The organism is Streptomyces abyssomicinicus (assembly GCF_008974245.1).
Lineage (GTDB): Bacteria > Actinomycetota > Actinomycetes > Streptomycetales > Streptomycetaceae > Streptomyces > Streptomyces abyssomicinicus.
The window spans coordinates 45,456-59,947 of sequence record NZ_BBZI01000011.1 but is presented as its reverse complement, the minus strand read 5'-3'; the positions used below and the strand labels follow the sequence as shown (position 1 = coordinate 59,947).

Below are 14,492 nucleotides of genomic sequence, written 5' to 3'. Positions count from 1 at the left end.
AAGCCACCCTGTTCACTTTCGTAGACAGTTCGCCCACGATCGTGGACAGGCAGAGACTCCAACCATTTCCTGGCTCTTCCAACGACTTCCAATCTTCAGGTCGTCCCGCACCGGGCTGTGCCGGTCCACACCGGCCCGGCGCCCCGCACCGCGTCGTTTCCCGCACGTCGCCGCACCGCAGCACGCCGGCGGGACCCGATTGGCCGCAGAGCCGCCAGATCCCGTCGGCGAAACCCCAGCCGCTTTACCAACCCGATTTGGGCAATCTCTTTTGGGCAATCCCTTTTGGGTGAACCGATTCGACCGCACCGACCGACTTGGATTCGGAACCTGGGATATGAAATGTGGAACCGGATGCCGAATCCGAGGATCCGAATCGGACGCTCACGCACCAGCCGTCGAGAGACGGTCCGGAAACGGTGCCGAGTACCTTGCGCGGCGTCCACAGCCTGGGCCTCGTCCGGCGAAGCCACACCGAGCCGGTGGATGGCGGACCACGCACAGGTGTGCTGGATCGAGCGGAGCGAGCCATGGGACCTGGAGTCACAGCTCGTCTCCCAGCTCGACCTCCCGCTGAACCTCGACCAGAACCGCCACAACGCGTTCCATGGCCGCCTGAAGGAGCTGCGGGCCCGAGCACGTGGGCGAGCACGAAAGTTGCCCATCAGCTCATAGGCCGCGCCGAGCGGGCCGCGGTCCGGGCTGTCTCCGGGCTGCCTCCGGGCCGCCTCCAGGCCGTCGCCCGCACCGCCTCCGGGCCGTCCGTGGCGCGCTCAACAGGGGCGGATGACGGCCGACGACGACCACCGGACGCACAGGCCCACTGCCCCACGGCCCCTGAACACACGTCACCCGATCGACCCCGTTCCCCGGGGAACGATCGTTCTGCGCTGTTCGTCACACCACCTGAGAGATCGTCACGCACGGCGTCCCCATCGGGAAAGGTGGCCGTGCGAGAGGGTGGCCGGGGGGCCGCTCGGAGTGGCTGCCGACCCGTCCGATTCGGACCGGCCCGGCACGACCTCTGTCGCTTTGCCCGCAAGGCATGGCAGCATCCCCCGGAAGAACAGACGTTACCGACGGTAAGGCAGGTGGGAGGCGACCCATGGCAGCGAGCAGAGACAGACGCAGAGGCGGCCCGAGCCGCCGCGGACTGATCGCCACGGCGGTGGCGCTGGTCTGCGCGATCACCGCCCTCGGCGCGCCCGGCACGGCGTTCGCGGGCACCCACGCGCCATCCTCGGTGACCGCCCCCACCGACCCCGCTCCCCCGCCCGCCCCCACGCCGGCGACCAACGCCGAACTCGAGGCGGTGCGCGAGAAGCTCGACGCCCTCTACAAGGACGCCGCCCGCGCCACCGAGGCGTACAACGCGGCGGAGGAGAAGGCGAAGAAGCAGTCCGAGGAGATCGACGAACTCACCGGGAAGATCGCCGGCGTCCAGGACAGGGTGGACGACCTGTACGAGCGGGCCGGGGCCGCCGCCCGCGCCCAGTACCGGAGCGCGGGACTGCCACCGGAGGCGAAGCTCTGGCTGAGCGAGGACCCGGAGGACTTCCTCGACGGCGCCCGGCGCGTCCAGGAGGGCGAGAAGGCCGCCAAGGGCCTGCTCGCCGACCTCGTCTCCACCCGGGACGAGCTGGAGAAGCTGGAGCAGGCCGCCTCCTCCCGCTGGGCGGACCTGGAGGAGCAGCGCCGGACCAAGGACAAGGCCCGCGAGAAGATCGAGAAGCAGATCGCCGAGGCCGAGAAGCTGGAGTCGCGCCTCCAGAAGGAGGAGCGGGAGCGGCTCGCCGCCATGGAGGCCGAGGCCGCCCGCCAGTCCCACGCCGCCTGGGTCGGATCCGGCATCCTCGCCGGACTCGACGACGCGACCTCCGCCTCCGCCCGCCGCGCCATCGCCTACGCGACCGATCAGCTGGGCAAGCCGTACGTGTGGGGCGCCGAGGGGCCGGACTCCTTCGACTGCTCGGGCCTGACCTCCCAGGCGTGGGCCAAGGCCGGTTACCCGATCCCGCGCACCTCGCAGGAGCAGTGGCGTCAACTGCACCGGATGTCCGTCCAGGAGATGCGTCCGGGCGACCTCATCATCTACAACAGCGACGCCACCCACGTCGCCATATACGTGGGTGACGGCCTGATGATCCACGCGCCCCGTCCCGGCCGCTCCGTGACCGTGGCCGGTGCGGGCAGCATGCCGATCCTGGGCGTGGTCCGCCCCGACCCGCACCGGCCGAACGTCGAGGAGGACTGAGGAACGCCGACGTCGAGGAGGACTGCGGAACGCCTACGTCTGGAAGGGCTGCGGGGCGCCTCCGTCTGGAAGGGCCGCGGGACGCCTCCGTCGAGGAGGACCAAGTCCCGTCCCCTGGAGCAGGGAGCACCGGAGGCCGCAACCGGGACCGAAGTACCGCTGCGGGACGTTCCGGTGACCGGTGGACGGAGTGACCCATTCCACCCCGGCCGCTCTTCCGGCCCCCTCCGACGCGTGACGTTCGTCATCCCCGCCGAGGCCGCCGTCCTGTCCAAAAGCGCTCCTGAACGCGGCATTTGACACTGCCGGGCAGTCCTTCCCGAGGGCTGTCCGGCATTCCGTTGTGCCCTTGTGAGCCGCTAAGGTCCCCACTCGGTGGGCGTCGAACCCTCTCGATCCCGCCGTCTCGGGGGGAGGGAAGGAAACCGAACCCATGCCGATGCACATACCGCGGCCCCGGGCAGTCCCGTCCGTGGAGAGCGATCCGGCGGCGGACCTCGGCGCCTGGACGTACGGCGCCCCCGCCGAGGAGGCTCCGCGCCCGCAGGAGACGGCCGAGGCCGTCACCTCGGCGGCACCGGCGAACCCCCACGCCGTCCCGCCCGCGGGCGACGACGCCCTCCCCGAGGACCCGCACCACCACGGCACCCGACCCGACGACCCCTGTCGCGACGACCACGTCCGCCAGGCCGACCCGCACCACGAGGAGCACCCCTCGCCGGAGAACCCCGCGTCCAGCGCCCCGGTGGCCGAGAAGGCCCCCGCCCCGGCGCAGCTGACGCTGCTGCTGATCGAGGCCGACCCGGGCGGCTCCGCCGTCGTGTCCGAACTCCTCGCCTCCGACGGCAGGCCCGTACGGGTCCGTACCGCCCGCAACCTCACCGAGGCGGAGCGGCTCCTCACCGACGACGTGAACTGCATCCTGCTCGATCTCGACCTCCCCGCCCCCGGCCGGACCGCCCCGTCGGAGGACGGCGCGGCCGAGGACGAGCTGGTCGTGCTCAAGCACGTGCTGCGGATCGCGCCCCGGCACGCCGTCCTGGCCCTCACCAGTTCCGGCGACGCCGAGCGGCGTGGCCCCGAGGCGGTGCGCGTCGGCGCGCAGGACTACCTGGTCCGCGACGAGCTCGACGGGCGGCTGCTGCGCCGCGCCATCCGCTACGCCGTGGAGCGCAAGCGGTCCGACACGGCGGAGCGGCGGCTGACCGAGTCCCGGATGCGGGCCCAGGAGAACGCCCGCCTGGAGCGCGGTCTGCTGCCCACACCCATCCTGGACGGCTCCCTGCTGCGTTTCGCGGCCCGCTACCGACCCGGCCGCTCCCGGGCCCTGCTCGGCGGGGACTTCTACGACACGGTGCGCACCCCGGACGGGGCGGTGCACGTGATGATCGGCGACGTGGCCGGCCACGGCCCCGACGAGGCGGCGCTCGGCGTCGAGCTCCGCATCGCCTGGCGCGCGCTGACGCTGGCCGGGCTGAGCGGTGACGACCTGCTCACCACCCTCCAGAAGGTCCTGGAACACGAGCGGCACAGCGAGGAGACCTTCGCCACCCTCTGCCAGGTCGACATCGCGCCCGACGGACGCAGCGCCGGGGTGTGTCTGGCGGGCCACCCGCCGCCGCTGATCTCCCGCCCGGGCGAGGGCGCGCACCTGCTCCCCTACGAGGAGAACGGCCCGGCACTGGGGCTGCTGCCGGACGCCCGCTGGCCGCGCACCGAGATGTGGCTGGGCGACGCCTGGAGCCTGATGCTGTACACGGACGGCCTGATCGAGGGCCGGGACGGCAACGGCCAGGGCGAGCGGCTGGGCGAGGACGGCATGGCCGACCTGGTCCGCCACCATCTGGCCGCGGGCCTGAGCGGTGAGCCGCTGCTCCGCGAGACGCTGGCGGAGGTCCGCTCGCTCAACGGTGGCGAACTCACCGACGACGTGGCCGTGCTGCTGCTCGAACGGGGCTAGCCGGGACGTCGGCCTCCGCCGCGGGTGAGGCGCCCGGCCCCCGGCCGCCCCGTCCCCTGCGCGGGCCCCGGCCGCGGCCACGGCTCCTGGCCTGCTCATCGCGCAGACGGCCTACCGCTCCGGCCTCGGCGCACCGCCGGCGGTCACCACGCTGGTCAACCCGGTGGCCGCGTCCGTGATCGGTCTCGTCCTGCTCGGGGAGCACCTCCAGGACGGCCTGCTCGGCGTGCCGCCGGCCGGCCCGCCAAGACCACCGGGACCACCGGGACCACCGGAACCACCCGGCCCGCCCGGCCCGCCGCGCCCCTCCCGCGCGAGGACCCGCCGCGCCCCGCACGCGGCCCCCCGCCCCGTACGCCGCGTAGGCAATCCGTCACCCAATCGGCACCTGAAGGACACCACGCGACCGCATGCTCATGCCAAGCTGCTCCCAGCTGTCCACTCAACACGCGTAGATCGGACACCCCGCATGCTCGCGATACGCACTCGCCACCGCAGAGCGCTGGCCCTCGCCGTCGCCACCCTCCTCGCCGGTCCCACCCTGGCCGCGACGCCGGCCACGGCCACCACGACGGACTACGACTCGACGTACTACAAGAACGCGGTCGGGAAGACGGGCACGAGCCTCAAGTCCTCGCTGCACACGATCACCAGCAGCCAGACGAAGATCTCGTACTCGGCCGTGTGGAACGCGCTGATGGCCACCGACCAGGACCCGTCGAACAGCTCCAACGTGATCCTGCTGTACTCGGGCGCCTCCCGCAGCAAGTCGCTCAACGGCGGCAACACCGGTGACTGGAACCGTGAACACGTCTGGGCCAAGTCGCACGGCGACTTCGGCACGGCCACCGGGCCCGGCACCGACCTGCACCACCTGCGCCCCGAGGACGTGCAGGTCAACAGCATCCGGGGCAACAAGGACTTCGACAACGGCGGCAGCACCGTCTCGGGCGGCGGTGGCAGTCTCACCGACTCCGACTCCTTCGAGCCGCGCGACGCCGTCAAGGGCGACGTGGCCCGCATGATCTTCTACATGGCGGTCCGCTACGAGGGCGGCGACGGCTGGGCCGACCTGGAGGTCAACAGCAGCGTGAACAACGGGAGCAACCCGTACATGGGGAAGCTCGCCGTACTCAAGGCGTGGAACGACGAGGACCCGCCGGACGCCTTCGAGGAGCGCCGCAACCAGGTCATCTACGACTCGTACCAGCACAACCGCAACCCGTTCATCGACCACCCGGAGTGGGTCGAGGCGATCTGGTAGGCCCCGCCACCCGCCGCCGCGGTACGGCGGTACGGGTCTCAGCGGCCGCCGTTGTACGGGCCGTACGGGCCGTCGCTGCTGGATCCGCCCCGCGTGCGCTTGCGCCCGCCGCCGGGGAGGCTGCGCAACGCGGGTCGCACGTCGACCACGTACACGATCGTGGCGATCAGACCGATGATCGGCAGGAACGACAGGATCGGGAAGATCAGGTTCACCACGAAGGCGAGCCCCAGGATGATCAGCCAGAACGGCTTGGTCTGCTTGTCGGCGGCGCGGTAGCCGTCCTCGCGGCGGATCGCCGCGTCCACCAGCGCGAACCCGCTGAAGACGATCAGCGCCAGGTTCAGCAGATACATCAGGTTGCTGAAGCCCTGCATCAGCACAACGTCCACCACCACTCTCAGGTCGCCCGGGCCCGGGGAGGGGTCCTGGGGGAGGTCCTGTCAGCCCTTGTCAGCCACGGTACTCGTCTCCGCGCCCGTGGCCCTGCCCGGTTGCCCGTGCTCGTCGATGCCTGTCCGGCCTGTCGGTGCTCCCTTACCCGGCCGAAGCACCGGGCACCCGCGGGCGCCGGCCCTCACCACCGCCGCCCGACGGTGACGGTGCGATGGCGGGGCCGATGGCGGCGAGGGCGGTGGCGGCGGTGGCGAACCGGCTCACTCGGCGGGCGGCGTGGGCTTCTTCGTGGTGCGCCGCGCCGGCGCCTTCTTGGCGGGGGCGGCCTTCTTCCCCGCGGCGGAGGCCTCCGCGGTCGTCTCGGCGGGCGGCTCCGCCACCGGGGTGACCGACGCCGCCGGGCGGGAGGCCCGCGGCTCGACCGCCGCCGCGGCGTCGACGATGCCGTCCGCCGCGTCGCCGCGCCAGACGCGGACCGCCTGCTCGCCGTGCTCGGCGACCCGCTCGTACGTCTCGCGGGCCTTGACCGCGTACTCCAGGGCCCGGCCCACGCCGCGCAGCGCCAGGCCCTGCGCGGTCTCGCCGAGCTTCTTCAGGTCGGGCTCGAGGCCGGCGACCACCTCGTTGACCTTGGTCTGGACGACCGTGGTGGTCTCCTTGACGCGGGCCACGGCCTTCTCCTGGACGGCCTTGGGGTCGGCGGCCTTCACGGCCTCGATGCGGGCCGGCGCCTCGGCCCGGATCTGCTCGACCAGGGCGGGCACCTTACGGGCCTGCTGGAGGGCCAGATCGGCGGTACCGGCGGCGAAGTAGAGGGGCGTCGGGTCGCTCAGGGTCTTGCGCAGGTCGTCGGTGATGGCCATGAGGACGGTCCTCCCGGATCGCTTACTTCTGAGGGTCACGCTTCTGGGTCAGGCTGTCGGAGTCACACTTCTGCAGGTCACGCTGCCGCCGGCCTCGCTGCCGGCGGTCGCGCCGCCGAGGGTCACGCGTCCGCCTCCGCCCGTGCGGGCGGCTCGCTCCCGCCGTCGGCCGGGCGCGGTCCGCCGGCCCCGGGACCGCCCACGCCGCTCTCGTGGCGGAAGGCGTCGTAGATCTGGACCAGGGCCTGCTTCTGCCGCTCGGTGAGCGCGGGGTCGGCGAGGATGGCGGCCCGGGTGTCCGGACCGCTCTTCCCGTCGTCCGCAAAGCCGCTGCCCCGTTCGGCGTCGAGAATGCCCGCCCGGACGTAGAGAGTTTCGGCGGAGATCCTCAGCGCCTTGGCGACCTGCTGGAGGACCTCGGCGCTGGGCTTGCGCAGACCGCGCTCGATCTGGCTCAGGTAGGGGTTCGACACCCCCGCGGCGTCGGCGAGCTGACGCAGCGAAAGCTGCGCGTTGCGCCGTTGCTCGCGCAGGTACTCCCCGAGACCACCGACGTTGAGCGATGCCATGACCACACCGTGCCACCCCGCGCTAACTTTTGCAAGCGCCCTGTTAGCAAGGGGTGACGGGAGTCCGTCCGGCGGTGCCGGTGAGTGCGTCGAGCACGAACTTCAGCGATCCGACCAGGTGTTGGGCGCCCGCTTCCACCAGCTGCCGCTCCCTCACCTCGCTCCGCGCGTGCCCGAGGAAGGGCACTCCGGCCGCGCGGGCCGCCGCGAGATGGGCGGGGGTCTCCCCGACGAACAGGGCCTCCTCCCGCGTGGCGTCCAGGGAGGCGAGCGCCCCGGCCAGCGTGTAGCCGAACTCGTCACGGCGCCCGGTACCCCGGCCGCACACCCTCGGCAGCGCCTCGGTGAGGCCGCGCCCCGCCACGTAGCGGCTCGCCGCCTCGGCCGCGTGCCGGGTCACCACGGCGGTGCGCACGCCGAGCGAGGCCCAGGTGCGCACCAGCGGGTCGGCCCAGGGCGTGGGCACGGCCCTCGGCACGGCCTGCAGCTCGGCCGCGGTCACCCGCTCGCGTACAGCGGTCGCGAGGGCCGTGTCCGCCCCCTCGGCCACCGCGGCCAGCACCGCGTAGGGATCGCGGCCGGCCCGTGGGGCGTCCGGGAGCTGTCCGGCGGCGTCCGGTCCGCCGCGCCGGGCGACCAGTCCGCACAGGTCGTCGGCGAGCTGACGCAGTTCCTCCCCGCCCGGCGGGAAGAGCCGGCAGAGGGGGCCGTCGAGGGCCAGGAGCACGACACGGGCGCGGGAGACGAGGCGGTCCGCCTCGGCGGTCATCACATGAGGGGCCATCACGACAGTGTCAGGTCGCTGGTGATGGTTTCCCAGAGGGCGTCGAACCACTTCTGCGACTGTTCCACGAACGCCGCGTCCCGTGACGCCCCGGCGCGCTCGAAGGAGAAGAGCAGGGACTCCGCGCTCATCCCGTCGAAAACCTCCACGGCCTCGCTCTCGCCGACCGTCTCCTCGCGCCGCGTGATCATGTAGTAGGCCATCAGCGCCTCGGAGCCGTTGAGCAGGTAGAGCTTCACCGGCGGGGTGAACGGCAGCGCCCGGAAGGTCACCCGGACGTCGACGCCGTGCGAGTGCCGCAGCATCCGCAGGTTGTGGCGCAGGACGTGGCCCTGGGCGTTGCGCTGCGCCAGCCACCACTCGTGGACCGGGTCGGGCGGCTCGAGGTCGCCGTCGGCACGCTTGCGGCGCCCCTCGACCGGGACCGGGAAGGCTAGGTTGATGTTCCGGGAGGGGACCAGGATCCGCACGTCGATGGATTCCGGCCGGACCCGGCCCTCGTGGACCAGCCGCAGCGGCTCGGCGAGCGCCAGCATCAGCGTCTCGGCCGTCAGGCAGACCGCGTCGATCCGCACCGCCGGCTCCTGGAACGCCTGCACCAGCCGGGGCGCCAGCCCCACCATGGCCGAGCGCGGCTCACCCGACGGGGGACGCCGCTCCGCGATCCGCGGCGGGCTGCCCTTGCTCACATTGGTCAGCAGCCCGAGCTCCTGCAAGGTACGCAGCGCCTGACGCACGGCACCGCGCTCCACGCCGAACTCCACCGCGAGCTCGGCCTGGGTGGGCAGACGGTCGCCCGCCTTGAGCTCCCCCGCCTGGATCCGGTCGCGCAGCACCTCGGCGATCTCATGGGACGAGAGTCTCCTGTTGCCAGTCACCGCCACGTTCTCCTGAGTCACGACCAAACGGTACAACTTCCGTGCATATTACGGAGGTTGGTTTCACGAACCACCAACTGGACATAACTTCAACCAACTTGGACGCTTGGCAAAGTTGGACCGAGTTGGCCGCACGTCCACCACCGGGAGAGAACCACGCACCGGACACCCTGAGACCCGAGACCCCTGGAGGCATCCGTGCCCGCCCTTGCCGCACTCGCCGCAGCCCTCACCGTCGCGGCACTCGAGCGGTACGTCGAGATGAGGTACGGCACGGCCGGACTCGTCGGCCTGCTGCTCCTGACCGTCGGCCACAAGGCCAACAGCCCGACGTGCAGCTCCGCCGGTGCGGTGGTGCTCGCCGCGACGGTCACCTCGCCCGTCGTCTGACCCGCCAAGCCTACAACTTCACGCCAAATATGGGGAGTTGCCGAAAAGGTGGTTCAGCGGACAAGCAAGATGGATACAACTACAGATGAGTTGGTCGCCAACTCGCCCAACCTGGCCGCGGACTCGGGCGGTTGGCGTCAACGGCCGTGAGACACGGCAGCGCTCCTCTCCGGAGGGGAGCCGGGAGCGCACCACCACAACTGAAGAGCACGCTACGGATGCACCACCGCACCAGGCACCAGGCACCAGGCACCACTCATCGATCACCGACCACCGCATCACCAGGCCGGAAGGAGACCGCCCAGGAGAGTTCACGGCAGGGCGCCCGCCCGTTCCGGGCGGGGCCCCTGCGGCTCCAGGACCAGCACAACCCCGCCGGCATCTCCGCCGGCACCCCCGCGGGTCTCGCGGGTCCCGCGCACTCCGGAAGGCCCGCGCGCCTCAGAAGGCCGCGCGGATCGCGCCGACCTCCCGGCCGCCGCCCAGCAGCGGAGCGTGGCCGACGCGCTCCAGCACGGGGGCGTCCACCCCCGCCATGCGGAGCACCCGCTCGAGGACCGGGCCGAGGGCACGCGTCGCGCCGTCCTCCACCTTGAACGCCAGCGCCCGCCCGTCCGGCAGCGCGACCGCCTGGACCGCCTCGGCGCCCATCTTCGACAAGGCCCCCGGCACCTCGCGCATCAGCCACGTGTCCGGACGACGGGTTCCGGCCACGTACTCCGGGTGCGCCCGCATCGCGTCCGCCACCCGGCGCTCCGCACTGCCGGGCTCCGCCAGCACGAAGGAGCGGAATGCCCGGGCCAGGCCGGTGAGCGTGACCGCCATCAGCGGCGCACCGCACCCGTCGGTGCCCACCGCCGTCACCGGCTCGCCCGTCGCCTCCTCGATCACGGTGTGGGCGAGCCGCTGCAGCGGGTGCTCGGGGTCCAGGTAGCTGTCCAGCGGCCAGTCGTTGAGCGCGGAGACGGCAAGCATCGCGGTGTGCTTGCCCGAGCAGTTCATGGTGACCCGCTCCCGGACACCGCCGGCGGCCAGGTAGGCCTCCGCCTCGACCGGGTCCAGCGGCAGGTCGGCCGGGCACTGGAGCTGGTCCTCGGTGAGCCGGAACTCGGCGAGCATCTCGCGCACCAGAGCACGGTGAAACGTTTCTCCGGAGTGGCTGGCCGCCGCCAGCGCCAGCCGCTCGCCCTTCAGCGGCAGCCCGGCGCGCAGGATCGCGGCGGCCTGCATCGGCTTGTTGGACGACCGGGGGAAGACGGCCGCGCCCGGGTCGCCCAGCGAGAACTCCACCGAGCCGTCCGGGGCCAGCAGCACCAGGTGCCCCCGGTGCCGCCCCTCCACGAACCCCGACCGCACCACCTCGGCCAGCGGCACCGGCTCGGCGGCGCCCGCCGCTCCGGACGGGGTGGGGGCGGCCGCTCCCGAGGGGCGGTCTGCGGCGAGGACGCGGGTCGGCTCGGAGGTCGGCTCGGACACGGTGCGGGGCCTTTCGGGAGAACTCAGAGAAGCAGGTCGTCCACCTGCGCTTCTCCTTCACGGTACCTGCGTGCCAGCTCCGCGCCGCACACGTCGGCGGTGCGCTGGAGGTCCTGGCGCCGCAGCGACACCTCGCGCTCGTGCCGCACCAGCCGGGCCAGCGCCACCCTCAGCTCCACGTCCGTCCGGGCGGCCAGGTCGGAGAGCCCCACCTCGTCCAGCATGCCGGCGGCCAGCCTCCGGTACTCCTCGCCCCGCGGCGCGGAGAGGGTGACGTGACGGGCCGAGGACGGGTGGCGCGCCGGGGCGTCCCGGAGGATCTCCGGCAGCCGCTCCATGACCGGCCCCAGCTCCCTCACCGGGGGCTGCCCGGCCGGTCCCCGGTGGCCCAGCTCGGCCCGGAGGATGTCGATCCGGCCCTGGAGCAGCCGCCGGAGATAGCTGAGGTCGGCCTCCTCCCGCTGGGCCCGGCGGCGCAGCGCGCGGACCTCGGCCATCGGCAGCCCGGCCGCCGGGCGCCCGTCCGCCGGGGCCCCGCCCGCCGGGCCCCGGTCCGCCGGGGCCTCCGGAGCCGCGGCACCCGGAGTCGTGGCCGCCATGTCGTGGGACGGCGTCCGCTGCGCGAAGGCGCGGCCGGCCACCGCCCGCCCGTCCCGCTCGGTCGCCCGCCCGCCGATGTGCGTTCCCGGTGTCCTCATCTGCTCCAGCATCTCCTTGGTCGCCCTCGACCGGCGTGTGGACTTGCATCGTGCCACCCCAAGTGGCCGCAATGTGCGCGAGTGTCCATGATCGTCCCCTGATGGGGGGTGCTTGAACCCCGCGGGGGCGGGCGCGACCACCGTTCGGCGGCACGGCATGATGGGGCGTATGCGAGCGGTGGTACAGCGGGTGGACGGCGCGAGCGTCGTCGTCGAGGGCGAGACGGTCGGGAAGATCACTGGTGAGGGGCTGTGCGTCCTCGTCGGGGTGACCCACGACGACACCGCGGAGAAGGCGGCCCAGCTGGCCCGCAAGCTCTGGTCGCTGCGGATCCTGCACGAGGAGAAGTCCTGCAGCGACGTGGACGCGCCGCTTCTGGTGATCAGCCAGTTCACCCTTTACGGGGACGCCCGCAAGGGGCGCCGGCCCACCTGGAACGCGGCGGCGCCCGGCCCGGTGGCCGAGCCGCTGGTCGACGAGGTCGTCGCCCAGCTGCGCGCCCTCGGCGCGACGGTGGCCACCGGCCGCTTCGGCGCGGAGATGAGGGTCTCCCTCACCAACGACGGCCCCTTCACGGTCCTGCTGGAGATGTGAGGCCCCGGGCGCGGAGCGGCCGGCCCCGGGCGGGAGACCGGCCCCGGGCCCAAGGCCTCCAGGCGCGAAGCCTCCCGGCGCGGGGTGCCCCCGAAGCCTCCCGGCGCGGGGCGCCCCGGGACCGCGGGGGTGCCGCTACGGCTGGACCACGACCTCCTGCGCGGCCGCCGTCCCTCCCGCCATCAGCCTGGCGTCCACGGGGACGTTGCGCTTCACCAGGGCCAGCGCCACCGGCCCCAGCTCGTGGTGGCGCACCGAGGTCGTGACGAATCCCAGCTTGCGCCCCTCCGGCCCGTCGTCCGCGTCGCGGATCTCCGTCCCCGGCGGCGGCAGGTGCACCTCGCTGCCGTCGAGGTGCAGGAAGACCAGCCGCCGCGGCGGCTTCCCCAGGTTGTGGACGCGGGCCACCGTCTCCTGGCCCCGGTAGCACCCCTTCTGCAGGTGCACCGCGGTCTCCAGCCAGCCCAGCTCGTGCGGGATGGTCCGGTGGTCGGTCTCGAAGCCGAGGCGGGGCCGGTGCTGCTCCACCCGCAGCGCCTCCAGCGCCAGGATGCCCGCCGCCGGGCCGTGGCCCTCGGCGAACTCCTCCAGCCGCTCGCGGGGCAGGAACAGGTCCCGCCCGTGCGGGGTCTCCCGGACGACGGCGTCCTCCGGGGTGGCCGCGATCGACCCGGCGGGCAGGTGCACCACCGCGACGTCCCCGGTGCGGTCGGCGACCTCGACCCGGTAGAAGAACTTCATCGACTCCAGGTAGGCGATCAGCGCCTCCTGCGTGCCCGGCTCCACGTGCGCCCAGGTGGTGGCGCCGTCGTCGACCAGGTACAGCGCGTGCTCGATGTGCCCGTGCGGGGAGAGGATCAGCGCCTCCGTCGCCCGGTGCGGGGGCAGATTCTCCACGTGCTGGGTGAGCAGCAGGTGCAGCCAGGCCAGCCGGTCCGCGCCGGTGACGGTGACCACGCCGCGGTGCGAGAGGTCCACGAAACCGCTGCCGTCGGCCAGCGCCCGCTGCTCGCGGAACAGGTCGCCGTAGTGCGCGGCCACGCCTTCGTCCACGCCCTCGGCGGGGACCGCGCCGGGCAGCAACAGCAAGGGACTCTTCATACGGATCACCCTACGTGTCTCGGGCACCCGGATCGCCGGGGGCGGAGGCGGCGGGGCCGCCCGCGGAGGAGGGGGCTTCCTGCCCGCACCTCTCGCACCGCCCGAAGATCGCGAAGTGCTTCATGTCGGTCTCGAAGCCGAAGTCCGCCCGGAGCTTGGCGGTGAACTCGGCCGCCACCGCCACGTCCGCCTCGATGACCTCGCCGCAGTCCCGGCAGACCAGATGCAGATGATGGTGCCGGTCGGCCAGGTGATAGGTCGGCGCGCCGTGCCCCAGATGGGCGTGGCTGACCAGGCCCAGCTCCTCCAGGAGCTCCAGCGTCCGGTAGACGGTGGAAATGTTGACCCCCGACGCCGTCCTCCGCACTTCGCCGAGGATGTCGTCAGGGGTCGCGTGCTCCAGTGTCTCGACCGCTTCGAGCACAAGTTGCCGCTGCGGCGTCAGGCGGTAACCGCGCTGCCGCAGGTCAGTCTTCCAGTCGGTGCTCACCACACCGAAAGTCTAGGTCGGCCGGGCCTACTTGAAGAAGGCGATTCCGTCGTCCGGCATATCGTCGGGCAGGGCCTTGGCCCAGCGCTCGACCTCCTCCGGCGTGACGACCTTCTTCAGGTGGGCGGACATGTAGGGGCGAAGCTCCACCTCGGGGGTCTGCTTCTCGCCGACCCACATCAGGTCGCTCTTCACGTAGCCGTACAGCCGCTTGCCGCCGCTGTACGGCCCGGAGGCCCCGGTCCGCGCGACCGCGTCGGTCACGACGTCGATCTGCGGCTTCTTGTCGGCCATCTGCCCGTACCAGACCTCGACCACGCCGTCGTCGCGGGTCATCACGATCTCGACGTTGCGGTCCTTGTCGATCCGCCAGAAACCGGACTCGGTCTCCAGCGGCCGGACCTTGTTCCCGTCGTTGTCCAGCACCCAGGTGTGGGAGTGGTACTCCAGGAAGTCCCGGCCGTCGTGGCTGAAGGTAACCTCCTGGCCGAAGTTGCACTTCTCGGAGCCGGGGAAGTCGTGCACGCCGGCGCCGGCCCAGTTGCCGAGCAGGAAGGCGAGCGGGACGAGGTCCGGATGGAGGTCGGACGGGATCTCGATCATGAGTTGCTCTTCGTCGCGAGGGGCGTAATCGGACTGGTCAGGGCGCGGACGTCAGCGCTGGCCCTGGTACAGCTTCTTCACGGTGAGGCCGGCGAAGGCGAGAACGCCGAGGCAGACAAGGACCAGCAGGGCCGAAAAGAAGATCTCCACGGGTGCTCCTCAGATGAGCGC

The 14,492-nt window shown here is 72.4% G+C and carries 16 protein-coding genes; 6 read left to right on the top strand and 10 right to left on the bottom strand.

Annotation, left to right across the window (positions count from 1 at the left end; translation table 11 throughout):
* The first annotated feature begins 342 nt into the window (after positions 1 to 342).
* From GBN72_RS36115 to GBN72_RS25550, 4 genes are all read left to right on the top strand, one after another.
* A complete protein-coding gene (locus GBN72_RS36115) occupies positions 343 to 675 on the top strand; it encodes a GIY-YIG nuclease family protein (RefSeq protein ID WP_369695906.1) in 333 nt (110 codons plus the stop codon).
* A gap of 430 nt (positions 676 to 1,105) precedes the next feature.
* Positions 1,106 to 2,254, top strand: coding sequence for a C40 family peptidase (locus GBN72_RS25560; RefSeq protein ID WP_151774281.1), 1,149 nt, complete (start codon positions 1,106 to 1,108; stop codon positions 2,252 to 2,254).
* 433 nt (positions 2,255 to 2,687) lie between these two features.
* Positions 2,688 to 4,214 carry a response regulator gene (locus tag GBN72_RS25555; protein ID WP_151774280.1) on the top strand — a complete coding sequence of 509 codons (1,527 nt, stop codon included), beginning with the start codon at positions 2,688 to 2,690 and terminating at the stop codon, positions 4,212 to 4,214.
* A 469-nt stretch (positions 4,215 to 4,683) separates the two neighbouring features.
* Entirely contained in the window at positions 4,684 to 5,478 is a 795-nt protein-coding gene (locus GBN72_RS25550) for an endonuclease I family protein (protein ID WP_151774279.1), read from the top strand.
* A gap of 38 nt (positions 5,479 to 5,516) precedes the next feature.
* Here the strand turns inward: GBN72_RS25550 and GBN72_RS25545 are convergent, their stop codons facing one another.
* The 5 genes from GBN72_RS25545 to GBN72_RS25525 all read right to left on the bottom strand — a co-directional run bounded on the left by GBN72_RS25545 (position 5,517) and on the right by GBN72_RS25525 (position 8,995).
* Positions 5,517 to 5,873 (bottom strand): DUF2516 family protein, encoded by a 357-nt coding sequence (locus tag GBN72_RS25545; RefSeq protein WP_246212901.1) that lies wholly within the window; start codon positions 5,871 to 5,873, stop codon positions 5,517 to 5,519.
* A 261-nt stretch (positions 5,874 to 6,134) separates the two neighbouring features.
* Positions 6,135 to 6,737 (bottom strand): hypothetical protein, encoded by a 603-nt coding sequence (locus GBN72_RS25540; RefSeq protein WP_151774278.1) that lies wholly within the window; start codon positions 6,735 to 6,737, stop codon positions 6,135 to 6,137.
* A gap of 122 nt (positions 6,738 to 6,859) precedes the next feature.
* Entirely contained in the window at positions 6,860 to 7,306 is a 447-nt protein-coding gene (locus GBN72_RS25535) for a helix-turn-helix domain-containing protein (protein ID WP_151774277.1), read from the bottom strand.
* 43 nt (positions 7,307 to 7,349) lie between these two features.
* A complete protein-coding gene (locus GBN72_RS25530; RefSeq protein WP_151774276.1) occupies positions 7,350 to 8,090 on the bottom strand; it encodes an HAD family hydrolase in 741 nt (246 codons plus the stop codon).
* Positions 8,090 to 8,995, bottom strand: a complete 906-nt coding sequence (locus GBN72_RS25525) for a GntR family transcriptional regulator (protein ID WP_151774558.1) — start codon at positions 8,993 to 8,995, stop codon at positions 8,090 to 8,092. The genes GBN72_RS25530 and GBN72_RS25525 overlap by 1 nt, the downstream gene beginning before the upstream one ends.
* Positions 8,996 to 9,166: 171 nt before the next feature.
* On the opposite strand from GBN72_RS25525, the gene GBN72_RS25520 reads away from it, so the two are divergent.
* The gene (locus GBN72_RS25520; RefSeq protein ID WP_151774275.1) at positions 9,167 to 9,358 is read left to right on the top strand and encodes a hypothetical protein; all 192 of its coding nucleotides are present in this window, start codon (positions 9,167 to 9,169) and stop codon (positions 9,356 to 9,358) included.
* Between the two features lie 441 nt (positions 9,359 to 9,799).
* On the opposite strand, the gene GBN72_RS25515 is transcribed toward GBN72_RS25520, so the two are convergent.
* Together GBN72_RS25515 and GBN72_RS25510 are read right to left on the bottom strand one after the other, a co-directional pair.
* Positions 9,800 to 10,732 (bottom strand): asparaginase, encoded by a 933-nt coding sequence (locus tag GBN72_RS25515; RefSeq protein WP_246212935.1) that lies wholly within the window; start codon positions 10,730 to 10,732, stop codon positions 9,800 to 9,802.
* Between the two features lie 125 nt (positions 10,733 to 10,857).
* Positions 10,858 to 11,433 (bottom strand): RsiG family protein, encoded by a 576-nt coding sequence (locus GBN72_RS25510; RefSeq protein WP_439959820.1) that lies wholly within the window; start codon positions 11,431 to 11,433, stop codon positions 10,858 to 10,860.
* A 268-nt stretch (positions 11,434 to 11,701) separates the two neighbouring features.
* On the opposite strand from GBN72_RS25510, the gene dtd reads away from it, so the two are divergent.
* A complete protein-coding gene (gene dtd, locus GBN72_RS25505) occupies positions 11,702 to 12,127 on the top strand; it encodes a D-aminoacyl-tRNA deacylase (RefSeq protein ID WP_151774273.1) in 426 nt (141 codons plus the stop codon).
* A gap of 135 nt (positions 12,128 to 12,262) precedes the next feature.
* On the opposite strand, the gene ygfZ is transcribed toward dtd, so the two are convergent.
* The 3 genes from ygfZ to GBN72_RS25490 are packed head-to-tail and all read right to left on the bottom strand — an operon-like array spanning position 12,263 to position 14,321.
* Positions 12,263 to 13,228 carry a CAF17-like 4Fe-4S cluster assembly/insertion protein YgfZ gene (gene ygfZ, locus GBN72_RS25500; protein WP_151774272.1) on the bottom strand — a complete coding sequence of 322 codons (966 nt, stop codon included), beginning with the start codon at positions 13,226 to 13,228 and terminating at the stop codon, positions 12,263 to 12,265.
* A gap of 10 nt (positions 13,229 to 13,238) precedes the next feature.
* Positions 13,239 to 13,721: a Fur family transcriptional regulator gene (locus GBN72_RS25495; RefSeq protein WP_151774271.1), complete on the bottom strand. Its 483-nt coding sequence runs from the start codon at positions 13,719 to 13,721 to the stop codon at positions 13,239 to 13,241.
* A 24-nt stretch (positions 13,722 to 13,745) separates the two neighbouring features.
* On the bottom strand, positions 13,746 to 14,321 hold the full coding sequence (locus tag GBN72_RS25490) for a heme-binding beta-barrel domain-containing protein (RefSeq protein ID WP_151774270.1): 576 nt from the start codon (positions 14,319 to 14,321) through the stop codon (positions 13,746 to 13,748).
* Positions 14,322 to 14,492: the final 171 nt, after the last annotated feature.

Excerpts from the sequence above, each read along its gene's own strand:
- GBN72_RS25535 (WP_151774277.1), bottom strand. The coding sequence starts at position 7,306 with ATGGCATCGCTCAACGTCGGTGGTCTCGGGGAGTACCTGCGCGAGCAA.
- GBN72_RS25550 (WP_151774279.1), top strand. The coding sequence starts at position 4,684 with ATGCTCGCGATACGCACTCGCCACCGCAGAGCGCTGGCCCTCGCCGTC.
- ygfZ (WP_151774272.1), bottom strand. The coding sequence starts at position 13,228 with ATGAAGAGTCCCTTGCTGTTGCTGCCCGGCGCGGTCCCCGCCGAGGGC.
- GBN72_RS25540 (WP_151774278.1), bottom strand. The coding sequence starts at position 6,737 with ATGGCCATCACCGACGACCTGCGCAAGACCCTGAGCGACCCGACGCCC.
- GBN72_RS25555 (WP_151774280.1), top strand. The coding sequence starts at position 2,688 with ATGCCGATGCACATACCGCGGCCCCGGGCAGTCCCGTCCGTGGAGAGC.
- GBN72_RS36115 (WP_369695906.1), top strand. The coding sequence starts at position 343 with ATGTGGAACCGGATGCCGAATCCGAGGATCCGAATCGGACGCTCACGC.
- dtd (WP_151774273.1), top strand. The coding sequence starts at position 11,702 with ATGCGAGCGGTGGTACAGCGGGTGGACGGCGCGAGCGTCGTCGTCGAG.
- GBN72_RS25490 (WP_151774270.1), bottom strand. The coding sequence starts at position 14,321 with ATGATCGAGATCCCGTCCGACCTCCATCCGGACCTCGTCCCGCTCGCC.
- GBN72_RS25560 (WP_151774281.1), top strand. The coding sequence starts at position 1,106 with ATGGCAGCGAGCAGAGACAGACGCAGAGGCGGCCCGAGCCGCCGCGGA.
- GBN72_RS25510 (WP_439959820.1), bottom strand. The coding sequence starts at position 11,433 with ATGGCGGCCACGACTCCGGGTGCCGCGGCTCCGGAGGCCCCGGCGGAC.
- GBN72_RS25530 (WP_151774276.1), bottom strand. The coding sequence starts at position 8,090 with ATGGCCCCTCATGTGATGACCGCCGAGGCGGACCGCCTCGTCTCCCGC.